We start from the raw sequence: 17,509 nt of genomic DNA on the forward strand, positions 1-17,509 counted from the left end.
CACGCCGTTGATTTGCGTGTGATGAATAAAGAATCTCAATGATTTACAGTGTAAAAATCGTGATGGGGGTACTCTATTGTGGTTAACCACATACTCGGCTTGTTGTTGATCTAAAACAACATAATTGACAGGGATAATTGAGTGGGACGCAACGTAGTAAAATGTCTGACGGTGCTGGCGTCACTATGGATGCTAAGCGGTGTGGTCAGGGCACAGACATGGAACATTGGCGTTTTGGCGATGCGTGGTGAGGTCTCTACCCGTACCCACTGGCAACCGCTGGAAACCCTGTTAAATCAGCAAATCCCGGGTGAACAGTTTCATATTCAACCGCTGGATCTGCAGCAGATGCAGGAGGCGGTTAACCGTGGAACCGTCCAGTTTATGGTCACCAATCCTGCGCAATTCGTGCAGCTAAACAGCCATGCAGCGCTTCGCTGGCTGGCATCATTACGCTCCACGCGTGGCGGAAAGGCAACCAGCAACGTGATTGGCAGTGCTGTCCTCGTCAGGCGTGACAGTGGGATTGTGAATGCACACGATCTGATTGGTAAAACGGTAGGTGCTATTGATGCTCAGGCATTTGGCGGTTATTTGCTGGGATACAAAGCACTCAGCGATGCTGGTTTGCGCCCTGAGCGTGATTTACGTCTGACGTTTACCGGTTTTCCTGCCGATGCCTTGCTGTATTTATTACGTGAAAAAGCGGTTCAGGCGGTGATTGTGCCCGTGTGTCTGCTGGAAAAAATGGATGAAGAAGGGCTAATCCGCAAAGCGGACTTTAGGCCCGTGATTACCTATCCAACGTCAATTCCTTGCGTAACCAGCACGCCGCTCTATCCTGACTGGTCGTTTGCTGCCTTGCCCGCGGTCAGTGATGAACTCGCCGATCGCGTGACGCGGGTACTGTTTAACGCGCCACAAAACGCCGCCTTTCGTTGGGGAGCGCCGGCCTCGACCCGCGAAGTAGAAGCTTTACTGCGCGATGTCCGTCAACACCCCCAGCAGCGCCAACTCTGGCTGGATGTCAAAAGCTGGTTTATTCAACATCGTCTGGCCATGGGGGCAGCGGGTATCGTCCTGTTGTTGCTGACGCTCAATTACATCTGGGTCATGCTGTTGGTCCGCCGACGCGGAAGACTGCTTGAGCGTAATAACGTGCTGTTACGCAAACAGGAACAGGCGCTGGAAACCGCGCGTCAAATGAGTGTACTGGGCGAGATGACGTCCGGATTCGCTCATGAACTTAACCAGCCGCTTTCGGCTATCCGCCACTATGCACAGGGCTGTCTGATTCGTCTGCGCGGCCAGGATCAGCAGCATCCGTTGTTACCCGCCCTTGAACAGATTGACGCGCAGGCGCAGCGGGGCGCCGATACGCTACGCAATTTACGTCAGTGGGTCAGTCAGGCGCAGGGAAATCCGGTGATGACCGACGACTGGGAGCCCATTAACGTTCATGATGCGATCCATCATGTCTGGCAGTTATTACGCATGGCGCAGCAATTCCCGACGGTCGCGTTACACACGCAGGTCGATAATTCGCTCTCGGTTACACTGCCGACCGTTTTGCTGGAGCAGGTTCTGGCTAATCTGGTACTAAACGCGGCCCAGGCGGGGGCAAAAACGGTGTGGTTCTCAGCGTGCTGTGAGGAGCATGGTGTGCGCATCCTGGTGCAGGATAACGCCGGAGGGATCGACGATGCGCAGTTATATCAGGCATTCCAGCCCTTTATGACCACCCGCAAGGAAGGGATGGGACTCGGGCTGGCCATTTGTCAGCGACTGGTTCGCTACGCAAATGGCGACATTAGCATCAAAAATCACCCTGCGCCTGACGGTCTGGCGGGCGCTGTGGTGACATTATATTTTAAGCAAACACAGGAGGGAGGGCGTTGTGGCGATAATTCATCTGTTGGATGACGATGTAGCGGTTACTCAGGCCTGTGCATTTTTACTGGAAAGTATGGGGTATGAGGTACGTTGCTGGGAGCAGGGCGAAACGTTTTTGGCTCAGGCCGATCTGCACCAGGTCGGCGTATTGCTGCTGGATATGCGCATGCCGGTACTGGATGGACATGCCGTGCATGAAGCAATGCGTCAGCGCGAGAGCACCCTGGCGGTGGTATTTCTTACCGGGCATGGTGATGTGCCCATGGCGGTTGAACAAATGAAACGCGGAGCCGTCGATTTCTTACAGAAGCCGGTTTCAGCTGCGCCGCTACAGGCTGCGCTGGAAAATGCTTTGCAGACCTCGGCAGCGGCTTTTTCGCGACAGGAAATCGTTGCTTGCTATCAGCAACTTACACCGAAGGAACGAGAACTGGCGAATCTGGTTGCAAAGGGATTGATAAATCGGGAAATCGCCGATGCCATGAATATTGCCGTTCGCACGGTTGAAGTGCATCGGGCGCGGGTGATGGAAAAAATGCAGGCCGGAAGCCTTGCCGAGCTGGTAAATCGACTTCAGCGGACCCAGTAAAATTGTGACATTTGTTTGATTTTCATTGGATTTTGTCTAATTCGCCAGAGTGATATATGCTGTGGGTTTGAGTTAATGACGAGCGGGTGAATATGGGAAATCAGACCAAAGACGACGAGCTGTACCGCGAGATGTGCAGAGTAGTCGGTAAAGTAGTGCTGGAAATGCGCGATCTGGGGCAAGAGCCTAAGCATATCGTCATTGCTGGCGTACTGAGAACAACCCTCGCCAATCAGCGTGTGAAGCGCAGTGAGTTAGAAAAACAGGCCATGGAGACGGTGATCAAAGCATTGGCCGGTTAATCCATAAAAGAGGGCGGTAGAATTATTCTGCCGTCCTCTTATTTTCATCTTCGTTATCTTCCAATAAATATAATTTAGTTCGGTCACTAAAATTACAAATTTCGTTATATATTTAGTTATATATCGAGTGATATATAACACAGTATTTGTGATTGCACTCCCAAATATTTTTCAAGCATATGAAATGTTATTTCAATCTCGCTTAATGATAATAAATATCACTCCACATTAATTATTTTCCTTCCGATTTTTAATTGATAACGATCAAGGTTACAGCGGGGGAATAACCACATTATTTATCCGCCTAACCCTAAAGGATTATACCCGTGTTTAGGGTATGGATTGATTCAGTTTAACCACCGTCATCTGTGCGATCAGGTTAGGGCAAAAATTCACGTGTTGTTGGCAACATTTATGGCCGATTTGACCTGATCTGCATTCATTAAAATTAGCCTGGATCTGTTGCTACTACAGCGTTTGCGAAGAGGATGCGAAATAAATGAACCAGGTTGATCGTCCATTTTTAGATTGTGGTTTAACGCGGCTTGAGTTTCTGCGTATATCAGGGAAAGGTCTGGCAGGATTAACGATTGCCCCCGCTCTGCTATCCCTTTTGGGTTGTAAGCAGGAAGATATCGATAGCGGCACCGTCGGACTTATCAATACGCCGAAAGGGGTGCTGGTGACTCAACGAGCCCGCTGTACTGGCTGCCATCGCTGTGAAATTTCCTGTACTAATTATAACGATGGCGCTGTTGGCACCTTCTTTTCCCGCATCAAAATTCATCGTAACTACTTCTTTGGCGATGATGGAGTCGGGTCCGGTGGCGGGTTGTACGGCGATTTAAACTACACCGCAGACACTTGCCGTCAGTGTAAAGCTCCCCAGTGCATGAAAGTCTGCCCGATTGGCGCAATTACCTGGAAACAGGAAGACGGTTGCATTGCCGTAGATCATAAACGCTGTATTGGCTGCAGTGCCTGTACCACGGCCTGCCCATGGATGATGGCGACCGTTAATACCGTAACGAAGAAATCCTCAAAATGTGTTTTATGCGGGGAATGCGCTAATGCTTGTCCGACTGGGGCATTAAAAATTATCGAGTGGAAAGATATTACTGTTTGATGGATAGCAGGGCTGCCTGATACGCGTCATTTAATGCCAGAAAATTGCAGTTTTTGAATAAAAGAACTGCCTGAAAGGTGGCGAGTATATCTATCGGACCTTCTTGCAAAGGAAAACATGATGGCTAATGGTTGGACAGGTAATATTTTACGGGTCAATCTCACCACGGGTAATATCACCGTTGAAGATTCCAGTAAATTTAAGAAATTTGTCGGTGGGATGGGCTTTGGCTATAAAATTATGTACGACGAAGTCCAGCCAGGCACCAAACCTTTTGATGAAGGAAATAAGCTGGTTTTCGCGACCGGGCCGCTAACCGGTTCAGGCGCACCCTGCAGTTCTCGCGTCAATATCACCTCATTATCGACATTTACCAAAGGCAATTTAGTGGTCGATGCTCATATGGGCGGTTTCTTTGCCGCACAAATGAAATTCGCGGGCTACGACGCCATTATTATCGAAGGGAAATCACCGTCTCCGGTCTGGATCAACATCAAAGACGATAAGGTCAGCATCGAAAAAGCGGACTTCATATGGGGTAAGGGTACGCGCGCAACCACCGAAGAAATTTGCCGTATCACCAGCCCGGAAACGTGCGTTGCAGCCATTGGTCAGGCGGGTGAAAATCTCGTTCCGCTTTCCTGCATGATTAACAGCCGTAACCACAGCGGCGGGGCCGGCACTGGCGCAGTCATGGGGTCGAAAAACCTGAAGGCCATTGCGGTAGAAGGAACCCAAGGGGTCAATATCGCCGATCGCAAAGAGATGAAGCGGCTTAATGACTACATGATGACCGAGCTTATCGGCGCCAACAACAACCATGTTGTGCCGAGCACGCCACAGGCCTGGGCTGAATACTCTTCACCTAATTCGCGCTGGACGGCCCGCAAAGGGTTGTTCTGGGGCGCTGCGGAAGGAGGGCCAATCGAAACGGGGGAAATTCCACCGGGAAACCAGAATACGGTCGGTTTTCGTACCCATAAATCCGTGTTTGATCTCGGCCCGGCCGCTGAGAAGTACACCGTCAAAATGAGTGGCTGCCATTCATGTCCAATTCGCTGTATGTCGCAACTTAATGTTCCCCGAGTGAAAGACTTTGGTGTGCCGAGTACCGGCGGGAATACCTGCGTGGCGAACTTTGTACATACCACTATTTTCCCTAATGGGCCGAAAGATTTCGACGATAAAGACGATGGGCGCGTCGTAGGGAACCTGGTTGGTCTGAACCTGTTCGACGATTATGGTATTTGGTGTAACTACGGTCAGTTGCATCGTGACTTTACGTACTGCTACTCCAAAGGCGTCTTTAAGCGGGTGTTACCTGCGGCAGAGTATGCAGAGATCCGTTGGGATCAACTGGAAGCCGGCGATCCGAACTTTATCAAAGATTTCTACTATCGACTGGCGCATCGCGTGGGTGAACTCAGCCACCTGGCAGATGGCTCCTACGCGATTGCAGAACGCTGGAATTTAGGCGAAGAGTACTGGGGTTACGCGAAGAACAAACTGTGGTCGCCGTTTGGTTTCCCTGTTCACCATGCGAACGAAGCCTCGGCGCAGGTGGGGGCGATCACCAACTGTATGTTCAACCGCGACTGCATGACGCACACCCATATCAACTTTATCGGCTCCGGTTTACCGCTGGCACTACAGCGTGAAGTGGCGGGCGAACTGTTTGGTTCACAAGATGCCTACGATGAAACCAAAAACTACACCCCGATTAATGCCGCCAAAATCAAATACGCCAAATGGACGCTGCTGAAGGTCTGTCTGCACAATGCGGTTACGCTGTGCAACTGGGTCTGGCCTATGACGGTTTCGCCACTTAAGAGCCGAAACTATCGCGGAGACCTCGATCTGGAAGCGAAATTCTTCCAGGCCGTAACGGGGGATGAAACAACGCAGGCTAGTCTGGATTTGGCCGCGGAGCGCATTTTTACCCTGCATCGCGCTTATACCGTCAAGTTGATGCAAACCATGGATATGCGTAATGAGCACGACCTGATCTGCTCATGGGTGTTCGATAAAGATCCGAAGATCCCGGTCTTTACCGAAGGAACCGACAAGATGGACCGGGAAGATATGCGTCAGTCGCTTACGATGTTCTATCAGGAAATGGGCTGGGACCCGGCGTTGGGCTGCCCAACTCGCGACACCCTTCACCGTCTCGGCCTTGAGGATGTGGCAGCCGACCTGGCTGCACACAATCTGTTGCCGGCGTAAGGAACGCAGATGACGTACGTGAGTAACGACCTGGCCCCTGCAGAGGATGCGTCTGGTGATGACGTGGATAGCCAAAAGAGACAGTGGCTGCACGCGTTACACCAGCCTGTCGCACACCGGAGTGCGTCACTCATTCAGGAACCTACCAGCCCGGAGTCGATAGTGGCGGATTTTATCCGCCAGCATTCTGCTTCAGGTCAATTGGTGGCACGCAGCGTGTTTCTGTTGCCACCTTATTCGGTTCCTGAAAGTGACCTGGCTACGCTGCTGGACGCGATGTGTCAGCACGCATCCGACGCAGATATTACCTGTATCCAGGGCTCAGAGGATACCTACTTCTACTCGACGCAAACCATGACGGCAAACTACGCCGAAATGTGTGTGCAGGTGGTGGAAAATGATATCTGCCGTGCCATTGCAGAAGCGGTACGTTTTGACTGCCAAACGTATCCTCGCCCCTATAAGGTCGCCATGCTGGCGCAGCCGCCATACCATTTTGAACCTGAGCAGGTTACGGCGGCGCTCACGGCCATGGAAACGCATCCTGATTATGCAGACATACGTGCTGTGGAATCGTCGAATGCGGAACCTTATCTGTTTAGCGAGCGCTTTATGAGTTACGGCAAAGCGTATGGCCTGTGCGAATGGCTTGAGGTTGAGCAGTATCAGAACCCCTGAATTTTTCAGGTTGATGTCATGGAACGTGTGGACGATCACTGTCACAGCATTAGAGGATAACCCGATGTCCTTCACCCGACGAAAATTTGTCATTGGCATGGGGACGGTGATTTTTTTCACCGGCCCAGGCCAAAACCTGTTAGCGAGTACGAAGAGTACTAAAAACGTTCGTTATGTCATGATCCACGACGAATCATTGTGCAACGGATGTAATATTTGCGCCCGAGCGTGCAGGAAAACGAATCATGTTCCTGTTCAGGGGAGTCGTTTATCGATAGCCCATATCCCGGTAACGGATAACGATAACGAAACGTTGTATCACTATTTTCGTCAGTCCTGTCAGCATTGTGACGATGCCCCCTGCATTGAGGTGTGCCCTACCGGTGCTTCCTGGCGAGATGAAAACGGGATAGTGCGAGTCGATACCTCTCGTTGCATCGGCTGCAGTTACTGCATTGGCGCATGTCCGTATCAGGTACGCTATCTCAACCCACAAACCAAAGTGGCGGATAAATGCGACTTTTGCGCCGAATCGCGTCTGGCGAAAGGTTTCCCGCCAATCTGCGTCAATTCTTGTCCAGAACACGCGTTGATTTTTGGCCGTGAGGACAGCCCGGAAATTCAGACCTGGTTGCGGGAAAACAAGTACTACGAATATCAACTTGCAGGCGCCGGGAAGCCCCATCTGTATCGTCGGTTCGGTCAACATTTGATTAAAAAGGATAATGTATGAACGCGTCGCAGAATGCCGAACAGTTTCACGCACAGCTTGCGCAGTACGTCCCGATGTTTTCGCCGGATTACTGGCCCGTCTGGTTGGTTTTCGCCGGGTTAATGCTGGTGGGGATGTGGCTGGTGCTGGCGCTCCACGCAATGTTGCGCTTTCGTTCAGCGAATAAAGCGTCGGCAGGACACGGAGAGAAGGTCTATTTATACTCGAAAGCGGTCCGTTTGTGGCACTGGTCGAATGCGCTGTTATTTCTGCTGCTGCTGGCCAGCGGCCTGCTAAACCATTTTACCGCGGTCAGTGCCCCAGTGATGAAAAGCCTGCTGACTGTGCATGAGGTCTGTGGCTTTTTGCTGCTTGCCTGCTGGATTGGTTTTGTCCTGATTAACCTGATTGGGGGGAACGGTCATCATTATATTATTCAGCGTCAGGGCTGGATCGGCCGGGCGCAGAGGCAGACGCGATTCTACCTGTTTGGCATTATGCAGGGCGAAGCGCATCCATTCCCGGCATCAACGCGTTCGAAATTCAATCCGTTACAGCAGGCAGCGTATGTCGGCGTGATGTACGGTTTGCTGCCGCTACTGCTGATCTCCGGGTTGCTATCCCTGTACCCACAGGCTGTGGGCGATCTGTTCCCTGGCGTACGTTACTGGTTGCTGCAGGCGCACTTTGCGCTGGCGATCGTGAGCGTGTTTTTCATTTTTGGACATCTTTATCTCTGCACGACAGGACGCACACCGGGCGAAACCTTTAAGTGCATGGTGGATGGCTATCACCGGCATTAAGAGATGATGATTACTCGTGGTGACTTACGGGCCTGGCGCGTCGGGCCCGTGATGTATCGCTGGTTTCTGCGTGCGTTTCCTGAGGGAGGCAGCTACGCGGAGGTGCACCGTGCACTCCAGCAGGAAGGGTACAGTGACTGGGCAGATAGCCTCGTGGAATACGGTTGGTCAAGATGGCAGGATGAAGAGAATTTTGTCCAGCAGGATATCTGTGCGATGGGCCGTGTTGTCTGTCCGCAGACGGCAGACGACAACGGTAAACAATTGGCGAGCGCGGCTGATGGCGACAGTCTTGGTAGCGCGGGCGATAACATCAAAATCGTCAGCGCCGGGTACGCCGCGCAGATTGCCAGCGCAGGTTACAGCGCACGTATTGGCTGCGTGGGTTATAACGCTCATGTTGCCAGCTCCGGTGAGCGCGGTCGTATTGCCATCGCGGGAAACTCCACCCGTGTCAGTAGTGTGGGAGACGGTACACGAATGGCCAGCACGGGTATGCGGGTGCGCATCAGTTCGCTGGGTGACAGAAGTCGTATCGCCAGCAGCGGAGATTTAACCCAGATAGCCAGTTTTGGCGCAGGGTCGAAAATCGCCAACTGCGCGGACAACGTGCAGATCATGGCCAACGGAGAAAACACCGTTATTGCCAGTACTGGCGTGGTCGATTCGATAATCCTCGGCCCCGGTGGCTGCGCGGCGCTTGCCTATCACGACGGTAAGAGAATGCGCTTTGCGGTGGCTATTGAGGGGGAAAATAACATTCGCGCAGGGGTGAAGTATCGGCTCAACGAAGACCATCAGTTTGTGGCATGTTGAGCCGTGGTGCTATTTCAATGCGAACCGACGCTGAGTGATCTTCTCCAGGCTAAAGCACAGCAGGTAATAGACCAGTCCGGTAAAGACAAAAATGGCCGCCGGGTAAATTTGTACCCGGCTGTTAACCTGACCCGCCACCGTCGTGAGCTCAGGCACGTTGACGATAAACGCCAGCGACGTATCCTTGAGTAGTCCGATAAAAATCCCCGTTAGCGAGGGGAGTACGTTGCGCAGAACCTGCGGCAACAGAATGAACCCGAGCGCCTGGAGTGGGCTAAATCCCTGAACGACGGCCGCATCATACTGACCGCCTGGCAGCGCAGTCATGCCTGCGTACACGGAATGCATCACCGAGGCGGCGGTAAACCAGGCCAATGCCAGCGTGACGGTTATGGCTCCCGGTAAATCACTGCCTGTGAGCATGGGCAACAGATACCACATCCAGAAAATCACGAAGATTAACGGAATACCACGAATAAACTCTGCCCAGATAAACAGCCCCTTGCGTATCGCTCCAGGAAAACGCCAGGCGCAGCAGGCGAGTGCGATCCCGGCCGGAAGCGCCAGTGCCGCTGCGCCAATCGCCATCAACAGCGTGAGCAGAACGCCCCCCGGTTGACCCTCTGCGACCCGCCCCCACAGGAGGTAGTCCAGATTGTCGGTAATAACCGAAATATTAGCGATCATGCTGTAGGCTCCTGAAACGAAAAATGCGTGTTTTACGCGCCAACGGTTTACCTGCTGCAGGTACAGGGCCAAGACGGGTTAACAACATCCCCAGCACAATACCGGTCAACAGGTAGAGTGCCGTGCCGACGGCAAAGGCTTCCAGCGCATGGGCGTTATAGCTTTCTATTTGCCGCACCTGGTACGTCAGCTCGGCAAAGCCAATGCCGCTGGCTAATGAAGACAGCTTCATCAGATTAAGATATTGCCCCACAATTGGCTGCCAGGCATTTGCCAGCCCCTGAGGGAACAGGATGTGACGGAAAGTCGCCCATGACGAAAAACCCTGTGCGATGGCTGCCTCGCGCTGCCCGCCAGACACAGCCTGTAAACCGGAGGCGACCTCTTCGACCAGAAAGGCCGAGGTAAAGACACCCAGCCCCCATGCGGAGCAGAGAAACTCCGGCGTTAACCACCAGACGTCCCCCGGCAGAATGGACCAGGCGTGTTCCGCATTAATGAAGGTAATCACGTCGCGAGGAAGGAGATTCCATGCAGCGAAGTACCAGAACATCAGTTGAACGAGTAAAGGCGTATTGCGAAAAACTGAGACCCACACGCTGACCACGGTGGCCGCAAAGCGGTGTCCTGTCAGGCGCAGGCTGAGCAGAAAGATGGCAAATACCGTGGCCAGTACCACGCCGGCTAGCGTGACCCAAAGCGTGGTCAGAAAACCGGAGATTATCCATTGCAGAGGTTGCCCGCTCAGCACCCCCTGCCAGTCCATTGCATGCATTATAACGATGACTCCTGGTGTAACGGGTCGAGCACTTTTTTCAGAAAACGTTGAGTTCTGGGGTGCTGAGGGCGAGTGAAAAACGCCTCAGGAGGCGCGACTTCGAGAATATCGCCGCCATCAATAAACACCACACGATCGGCAATCTCCCGGGCGAAATGCATTTCATGGGTCACGACAATCATGGTGATGCCGCTATGGGCCAGGCTCTTCATGACCTGCAACACTTCGCCGATCATTTCTGGATCCAGCGCGGAGGTGGGTTCATCGAACAGGATGATTTGCGGCGAGGAGGCCAGTGCACGGGCGATGGCAACACGTTGTTGCTGTCCGCCGGAAAGTTGGGCGGCATACGCATCGGCTTTCTCGGCCAATCCTACCTGTTCCAGCAGTGCAAGTGCCCGTTGCTCAGCATCCGCTTTTTTCCAACCGTGAACATATTCCAGCGCCAGCGTGATGTTCTGCTGTGCCGTCAGGTGGGTGTAGAGATTGAATTGCTGGAACACAAAGCCAATTCGGCTACGAAGCTGACGCAATGCGGGGCCGCGCAGCTGACCGATGGGTTTGTCATCAATAAAAATATCGCCACCGCTCAGTGACTCCAGTTGGTTGATCAGGCGAATAAGCGTCGACTTTCCTGAGCCAGAAGGTCCGAGAATGGTGACGACTTCGCCCGGTTCAACCGACAGGCTGACACCGTTAAGCACGGTATGATTGTCATAGTGTTTTATGACATTACGCAGTTCAACACGCGCCTGGCGCAGATGCGTAAAATCCGCAGCCGAAGCTGCGGGACGATTAAAAAGGCCTGAGAGCATATTACTTCGCTTCTATTTTGAAGGCGCGGGGCTGCGGGTTTTTGGTTTGCGGACCAAACCAGACATCATAAATTTTGGCTGCCTGCCCGGTAGACTCGAGCTTTAATAACTCGTCGTTCACGGCCTTCAACAGCGCAGGCTCACCTTTTTTTACACCCACGCCAATCTCTTCTTTGCTCAACAGGTCGGGCAAAATTTTGAAATCTGCTTTATCCGGCGCACCGCCTAACAACCCTGCCAGAATGGTGCTGTCCTGGGTGATCGCCTGGACATTACCATTACGCAGTGCGGTTAATGCCAGCGGAATATCGTCATAGGCCAGCACACGTGATTGTGGAAAACGCTGATGCAACGCCTGCTCACCTGTCGTCCCTTTCACCGCACCGATGCGGGCCTTGCTGTAGTCATCAAGCTTATCCGGGGATTTTGCCGGAACGAGGAATTGCTGCCCGGTGACGAAGTAAGGGGCGGAGAAATCGATAACCTGTGCACGCTCAGGTGTAATAGTGATATCCGCTACGATTAAATCGGCCTTACCGGATTGCAATAACGGAATACGGTTAGCCGGGTTGGTGGCGACCAGTTCCAGTTTAACGCCAAGTGATTTAGCCAGCGCTTCAGCGAAATCAACGTCATAGCCGACAATCTTATGCGTTTTTGCATCAATGGAGCCGAACGGTGGATTGGCGTCAAAGGTGGCGATTTTTACCACACCTGCGGCTTTGATATCGGCCAGTTGATCGGCCTGAGCGTTTGACGCGGCAATGCCTGACGCCAGCAGGACACTGAGTGCCAGCCATGTTTTTTTTGTGCTGTGAATTTTCGTTGCCATCATTTTCTTTGAATCCCTGTTGTTTTGGTTTGTGCTTTTTACGCTCCCATAACTTGCGGCGGTGACCAAATAAGAAAAAATTCTTATCTATATACAAAATGATATTAGTGAAAGGGGTGTTAATTACGGGTGAAAATAATGAAAAACTGAAATGCAAAATAGTGCACAACGTTGGCAAAAATTCGCATTTCATTTTTTACGCATTCTGCGTTGGAATACGTTGTGTCCAACAGACAGAGGCGGCGGGGAAGATGAACGGGGTTAAATATCTTTGGTTGCGTATCATGAATCGACATCCACAGACGCCACAACATAGTGCGGAACGAAATCTTCAGCGTGTTGTGGAGTCTGTTCTTCCTGTCGCCAGCCTGTATGGGGTGGATATCGCCAACATTGATCCGGAGTGGTTCCGTGATAAAACAACACGCTGAACTTCGCCTGACGCGCGAAATGTACTGGAATGAAGTGTGCAAAATAAGCAGAAATACTACTGAATCCCCATTCTGACCTGTAACATACGACAAAACAGGTCTGGATTGGGAACAAGCATGCTGCGTGATAATTTTAACGATCTCTATTATCTCATTGTCGTCGCCCGTGAACGCAGTTTTACCCGCGCCGCAGCGAAGCTAGGGGTCTCGCAGTCAGCATTAAGCCATGCCATTCGCGGGCTTGAGGAGCGACTGGATGTCAGACTGTTGACCCGTACCACGCGAAGCGTTGCGCCAACCGAAGCCGGAGAACGGCTTATCAACAGTATCAGTCCGCGTTTCGATGACATTGAAACGGAGCTACTGGCATTAACCGATATTCGCCAGCGTGTGGCGGGTAATATCCGTCTGACGCTCGGGGAACATGCGTTGCAATCGACCGTCTGGCCTGCACTACAGCCGTTTTTGCAGGCGTATCCTGATGTAAATGTGGAAATGACCATCGACAATAGCCTGACGGATATCGTGACGGGACGCTATGATGCCGGTATCAGACTCGGTGAGCAGGTGGCCAAAGATATGGTTGCTGTCAGGATCGGTCCCGACTGGCGCATGGTCGTGGTAGGGGCACCCGCCTATTTTGCCCGTCATGGCAAACCGCAAACCCCCCACGATCTACAGACGCATAACTGTATCAATATGCGCATGCCGACCCTCGGCGGGCTGTATGCCTGGGAGTTTGCCAAAAATGGGCAGGATCTCCGCGTGCGGGTAGAAGGGCAGCTTATTTTTAACAATCTTCCACCGCGTATCAGTGCGGCAATTTCGGGCATGGGTCTGGCATTTGTACCGGAAGATACCGTCGAACAGGCGGTAGCAGAGGGAGCACTGGAAAAAGTGCTGGAAGACTGGTGCGAACCTTTTCCCGGTTATTACCTGTACTATCCTAGCCGTAGACAACATACCGCGGCCTTTGCACAGTTGATTGAAGCGTTACGTTATACGGCGTGAAGCGCAGGCTGACTATAAAAAAACCGGCATTGCGCCGGTTCAGAAATTAGATTTTGCAGGCATCGCCGCAGTCGTTATCAGCAATAATTTCCTGCGCTTTTTTGTCCGCATCTTCCAGACGTTCAGCATTACGCTCTTGCGCTTCTTCCAGCCCATCAAAGACCAGATTATCGAGATCAATTTCCATCATTCACCTGCCAGGTTCAGCGTTTAACATCATTCCATTATATTGCAAAAATGTTGCTGAACAGCAGCGATTATTGCTACTAAGCACGTTCTTATACCAGGTCAGCGTATTTTTCCGGCAGCGTATCCCACAGATGGCGGTTCGCTTCCAGCAGCAGACGGTGCTGCTCAACGGCGTGCGCGTTTTCCCGTGCCCCGCGCGACATCAGCGTCCAGGCCTCCAACGCTGAAAACCTCTCATCATTCACTCGTTATGTTAATTAAATGTTATTAAATCGAGTCGAGCCCTTGTTTATTCAGGAACGTGATGTGCGATTTGTTTTAACAAATATGCGACAAAATCACTATACATATAACTTAATATCTTTTATACATTAATTGTTCAACCCTGCGACTATTCCACAAAAGAGAAAGCAATATGGAACAGACACCTGATAAGAAAAACGATAATTTTCAAAAAGATGGCAAAGAACAGTTCAACCGCTCGATCGGGCTTATTTCAAATTTTGCGTTGGGTTTTACCTACCTGTCGCCGCTCACCGCCGTTTATTCGCTGTTCGCGTTGGCAGTGACGCTGGCGGGACCACCCGCTGTGTGGTGGATATTGATCGTCGCGTGCGGGCAGTTGTTAGTCGCCCTGGTGTTTGGTGAGGTTGCGTCTCAATATCCGATCACCGGGGGACTGTATCCCTGGGCAAGAAGGTTGTGGGGGAAGAAATATGCGTGGATCGCCGCCTGGATCTACCTGTGGGCGCTGGTGGTGACGATTACCTCGATCGCGGAATACACATCAACATTTGTGGAATCACTCTTTCATTATGGCCAGACACCCGCCACCATGCTGGTGACCTCCGTCTTGCTGCTGCTCTTGATGATGGCCGTCAATATGTCCGGGACCAGGAATCTGGCCAGGGTCGCCAAAATTGGTTTCTGGTGTGAAATCGTCAGCGTGATTGCGCTGGGTATTTACCTGCTGATTTTCCACCGCTCACAGCCTTTCTCCGTCATCTTTGATTCGATGGGGGTACTGGCGCATGACGGAAGTTATTCCACCGCCTTTATGTCCGCCGCGCTGATGGGCCTGTTTATGTTCTTTGGCTTCGAGGCGTGCGGTAACGTGGCAGAGGAAGTGCAAAATCCAAGCAAAAAAATCCCGGTAGCCATGATTTTAAGTATCGTGTTTGGCGCGATCTCAGCCATTATCTCCGTCATGGGCTATCTGCTGGCGTCACCGAACCTGGTGAGTATCGTGAATGGTAAAACCGCCGATCCGATCCCGGCAATCCTCAATGAAGCGCTGGGGGAAACCGGGGCGACGGTCTTTATCATCGTCGCGATTATCGCGATGCTGTCGTGCATTCTGTCTCTGCAAGCGGCATTAAGTCGTCTTATCTTTTCTTTCTCTCGTGACAGAATGCTGCCGGGCAGCGAGTGGATGGCCAAAATTTCTAAAAATGGTGTCCCGGATAATGCCATGGTCGTCAGCTGTGTGTTGCCGGTTATCATTTGTGTCTGGGTCTATTTCCAGCCAGATAACTTATCGCGTATCACCGCATTTGCTGTTATCGGTATTTATATTTCATTCCAGATGGTGGTACTGGCCGCGCTGCGTCAACGCCTGAAAGGCTGGAAACCCGCCGGAGAGTGGACGATTGGCGGTTGGGGCGTGATTGTCAACGTGCTGGCGTTAGCTTACGGCCTGTGTGGGATCTGGTTACTGGCACAGCCTGCTGACAGCAGTGATTTCATCGACCGTTGGACAGTCCTGTTTGGTCTGGCGATTGTGGTCGGTTCAGGATTGATCTACATGTTCCTTACCCGACCGTTTGGCCGCTCGGCTGCACCGGAAAACGATGCTATTGCCTACGCCACGAAGCTCAATATGGGGCAGGATAACTAAAACTAAGGGCCTTCGGGCCCTTAGTTTCGAACGTTTTGCGCGCCGGATATGACGCTGGCATCTTTATCAGGTAACGCTCAGCCTTTCTGGTAGTGATAAAGGATAAAGTAGTCGCTTTGATACACCACCGTGCTGTGCGCCGGTGACAATAATTCACCGACGCGAAAGCGCGGCCAACTGGAAAAGATGATCCGGTTTTCCAGATTGGTCAGAATGACATAATCAGGGTGAGGGCAGGAGAGCAGTTCGGCTTCTATCTGACTGACCAGCAGATCGACGGCGGCCACGCCGAGGAACTGATCATGATAGTAAACCGGCACTGCTGAGGTCAGGGTATAGGAGATGTTACAGATATAGTCGACATACGGGCCATGAATATACGCTTCACCTGCCGGAGGCGAATGCTTAAACCACTCAAAGGTTCTGAAATCCAGCCGCTGTTGCGTCGCCTGATCCAAATCCAGATGTGCCTGACTCAATCCATTATCTTTCTTATACCACCATTCCAGCAGCCAATATTCTTTGGTGGTTGCTGTACTCGCAATATGGCTGGCGAAACCTGCGCCTGAACAGTAGTGATTGTTGTTCAGTGTGCTCTTGATGTGTTGCTGAACCGTTGATCTGACAGCGGGGTCGAGGACAACTTCGGCTGAAGCTTTTTGCACACCGGCAATGGCCTCGTGAATGCTCCTCGCCAGCGCAACGGTAGACTCTACGGTAGAGGCGGTAATATCATCAATTTTACGGATTAATGCGCTTAAGGTTGTCGAAGAGCTCATGGTCTGTCCTGCCTTCACTGATTGTCAGTTCGAGTTATATTTCAGCTTTTTTTCAATAAGGTAATAGGTAAACGTGTCGATGATCTGCGTGGCGTACTGGACTGACCCGGTCTCGTTATGGGCGGCGAGCGCGTCGGCCAGCGCCGAATAAAGCGCAATAATTTCTGCATGAATATTGTCAGCGCGATAGAGTATTGCCACCAGTGATGCCCACTCGGCCTGGACCTGAAGCTCCTGGTTGGCCAGCCGTGCCGAATGAGAGCTGGCTGCAATTGCCAGCAAACAACGCATATCGGCCTGAGTCATCAGTTCCGGTGAGTCGGCTTTCCTCAGCACGTCTACAAACTCGCGAAATTTGGCAATATCCGCCGCGGTCATGCGTCTGGAGGCTAACCTGGCGCTGTGGCTGATAATGGCGCAATGCATTTCGCCTAAATCCGAAAGGTAATCGGTACTGATCGATTTAAACGGATGCAGGGCGCTATTTTTGCCATCAATATTCTCGCAAACGAAGCTCCCGCCATTACGGCCACGAACCGTATGGATAAGATTATTAGCCCGAAGCGTGTTGAGCGCTTCTCTGATAGTGATATGTGAGACACCCATCATCTTTGCCAAATCGGTTTCATTGGGCAACTGTTCTTTTGGCTCCAGCAACCCGGTAATAATGGCGTTTGAAAGGCGCTGCACTATCTGGTCTGAACGACTGACCTGCCCGATAGGCGCAAATATGACCGCATGAGTAATCATAATCTTTTCTGCACTCAATTCCCTGAAACAACGACCATTTTTAACACATGCCCGCGGGGCACGAAAGGTCAGAATGGCCGCGTTATTTTACCTGCCCACGCGCAACATCGCTGCACAGGCGGATGTGTGTCCCGATAGCGTCAAAACGCATTCCGCGCTGACGATGAATAACCTTACCCTGAAAATGTAAAATCTAAG

Annotated in this window: 19 protein-coding genes; 12 read left to right on the top strand and 7 right to left on the bottom strand. The window is 51.8% G+C overall.

Annotated features, from left to right (window positions below; genetic code table 11):
- Window positions 1-189 precede the first annotated feature (189 nt).
- The 9 genes from ttrS to ydhT all read left to right on the top strand — a co-directional run bounded on the left by ttrS (window position 190) and on the right by ydhT (window position 9,142).
- Window positions 190-1,923, top strand: a complete 1,734-nt coding sequence (gene ttrS, locus RYZ59_RS07890) for a tetrathionate respiration histidine kinase TtrS (protein WP_318046186.1) — start codon at window positions 190-192, stop codon at window positions 1,921-1,923.
- On the top strand, window positions 1,898-2,482 hold the full coding sequence (gene ttrR, locus RYZ59_RS07895; RefSeq protein WP_202038777.1) for a tetrathionate respiration response regulator TtrR: 585 nt from the start codon (window positions 1,898-1,900) through the stop codon (window positions 2,480-2,482). The genes ttrS and ttrR overlap by 26 nt, the downstream gene beginning before the upstream one ends.
- Before the next feature lie 92 nt (window positions 2,483-2,574).
- Window positions 2,575-2,784 (top strand): fumarate hydratase FumD, encoded by a 210-nt coding sequence (fumD, locus tag RYZ59_RS07900; RefSeq protein ID WP_040233753.1) that lies wholly within the window; start codon window positions 2,575-2,577, stop codon window positions 2,782-2,784.
- A gap of 499 nt (window positions 2,785-3,283) precedes the next feature.
- On the top strand, window positions 3,284-3,910 hold the full coding sequence (locus RYZ59_RS07905) for a ferredoxin-like protein (protein WP_318045972.1): 627 nt from the start codon (window positions 3,284-3,286) through the stop codon (window positions 3,908-3,910).
- A 120-nt stretch (window positions 3,911-4,030) separates the two neighbouring features.
- Window positions 4,031-6,133: an aldehyde ferredoxin oxidoreductase gene (locus RYZ59_RS07910; RefSeq protein ID WP_048211827.1), complete on the top strand. Its 2,103-nt coding sequence runs from the start codon at window positions 4,031-4,033 to the stop codon at window positions 6,131-6,133.
- Between the two features lie 9 nt (window positions 6,134-6,142).
- Window positions 6,143-6,811, top strand: coding sequence for a YdhW family putative oxidoreductase system protein (locus RYZ59_RS07915; protein ID WP_202038776.1), 669 nt, complete (start codon window positions 6,143-6,145; stop codon window positions 6,809-6,811).
- Window positions 6,812-6,875: 64 nt separating this feature from the next.
- On the top strand, window positions 6,876-7,544 hold the full coding sequence (locus RYZ59_RS07920) for a 4Fe-4S dicluster domain-containing protein (RefSeq protein WP_048211825.1): 669 nt from the start codon (window positions 6,876-6,878) through the stop codon (window positions 7,542-7,544).
- The gene (phsC, locus tag RYZ59_RS07925) at window positions 7,541-8,326 is read left to right on the top strand and encodes a thiosulfate reductase cytochrome B subunit (protein ID WP_115643466.1); all 786 of its coding nucleotides are present in this window, start codon (window positions 7,541-7,543) and stop codon (window positions 8,324-8,326) included. The genes RYZ59_RS07920 and phsC overlap by 4 nt, the downstream gene beginning before the upstream one ends.
- Window positions 8,327-8,329: 3 nt before the next feature.
- Window positions 8,330-9,142: a protein YdhT gene (gene ydhT / locus RYZ59_RS07930; RefSeq protein ID WP_202038775.1), complete on the top strand. Its 813-nt coding sequence runs from the start codon at window positions 8,330-8,332 to the stop codon at window positions 9,140-9,142.
- A gap of 9 nt (window positions 9,143-9,151) precedes the next feature.
- On the opposite strand, the gene RYZ59_RS07935 is transcribed toward ydhT, so the two are convergent.
- The 4 genes from RYZ59_RS07935 to RYZ59_RS07950 are packed head-to-tail and all read right to left on the bottom strand — an operon-like array spanning window position 9,152 to window position 12,257.
- Window positions 9,152-9,829, bottom strand: a complete 678-nt coding sequence (locus tag RYZ59_RS07935; protein WP_137383311.1) for an ABC transporter permease subunit — start codon at window positions 9,827-9,829, stop codon at window positions 9,152-9,154.
- Window positions 9,819-10,604 carry an amino acid ABC transporter permease gene (locus RYZ59_RS07940; protein ID WP_137383310.1) on the bottom strand — a complete coding sequence of 262 codons (786 nt, stop codon included), beginning with the start codon at window positions 10,602-10,604 and terminating at the stop codon, window positions 9,819-9,821. Before RYZ59_RS07940 ends, RYZ59_RS07935 begins: the two co-directional genes overlap by 11 nt.
- The gene (locus RYZ59_RS07945; RefSeq protein ID WP_318045981.1) at window positions 10,604-11,422 is read right to left on the bottom strand and encodes an amino acid ABC transporter ATP-binding protein; all 819 of its coding nucleotides are present in this window, start codon (window positions 11,420-11,422) and stop codon (window positions 10,604-10,606) included. Before RYZ59_RS07945 ends, RYZ59_RS07940 begins: the two co-directional genes overlap by 1 nt.
- 1 nt (window position 11,423) lies before the next feature.
- Window positions 11,424-12,257 (bottom strand): ABC transporter substrate-binding protein, encoded by an 834-nt coding sequence (locus RYZ59_RS07950; protein ID WP_137383308.1) that lies wholly within the window; start codon window positions 12,255-12,257, stop codon window positions 11,424-11,426.
- Window positions 12,258-12,505: 248 nt separating this feature from the next.
- On the opposite strand from RYZ59_RS07950, the gene RYZ59_RS07955 reads away from it, so the two are divergent.
- Entirely contained in the window at window positions 12,506-12,685 is a 180-nt protein-coding gene (locus RYZ59_RS07955; RefSeq protein WP_318046193.1) for a hypothetical protein, read from the top strand.
- A 117-nt stretch (window positions 12,686-12,802) separates the two neighbouring features.
- Window positions 12,803-13,696: a LysR family transcriptional regulator gene (locus RYZ59_RS07960; protein ID WP_318045982.1), complete on the top strand. Its 894-nt coding sequence runs from the start codon at window positions 12,803-12,805 to the stop codon at window positions 13,694-13,696.
- A gap of 46 nt (window positions 13,697-13,742) precedes the next feature.
- Here RYZ59_RS07960 and RYZ59_RS07965 read toward each other — a convergent pair whose 3' ends face one another.
- Complete coding sequence (locus RYZ59_RS07965; RefSeq protein WP_003832695.1) at window positions 13,743-13,883, bottom strand: hypothetical protein; 141 nt, start codon at window positions 13,881-13,883, stop codon at window positions 13,743-13,745.
- A 417-nt stretch (window positions 13,884-14,300) separates the two neighbouring features.
- On the opposite strand from RYZ59_RS07965, the gene RYZ59_RS07970 reads away from it, so the two are divergent.
- On the top strand, window positions 14,301-15,782 hold the full coding sequence (locus RYZ59_RS07970; protein WP_137383305.1) for an APC family permease: 1,482 nt from the start codon (window positions 14,301-14,303) through the stop codon (window positions 15,780-15,782).
- Between the two features lie 77 nt (window positions 15,783-15,859).
- On the opposite strand, the gene RYZ59_RS07975 is transcribed toward RYZ59_RS07970, so the two are convergent.
- Both RYZ59_RS07975 and RYZ59_RS07980 read right to left on the bottom strand, forming a co-directional pair.
- Complete coding sequence (locus tag RYZ59_RS07975) at window positions 15,860-16,561, bottom strand: cache domain-containing protein (RefSeq protein WP_137383304.1); 702 nt, start codon at window positions 16,559-16,561, stop codon at window positions 15,860-15,862.
- 24 nt (window positions 16,562-16,585) lie between these two features.
- Window positions 16,586-17,311, bottom strand: a complete 726-nt coding sequence (locus RYZ59_RS07980; RefSeq protein WP_040233767.1) for a FadR/GntR family transcriptional regulator — start codon at window positions 17,309-17,311, stop codon at window positions 16,586-16,588.
- Between the last annotated feature and the right edge of the window lie 198 nt (window positions 17,312-17,509).

The sequence above is a fragment of the Citrobacter sp. HN-141 genome, from assembly GCF_033341895.1.
Classification (GTDB): Bacteria; Pseudomonadota; Gammaproteobacteria; order Enterobacterales; family Enterobacteriaceae; genus Citrobacter.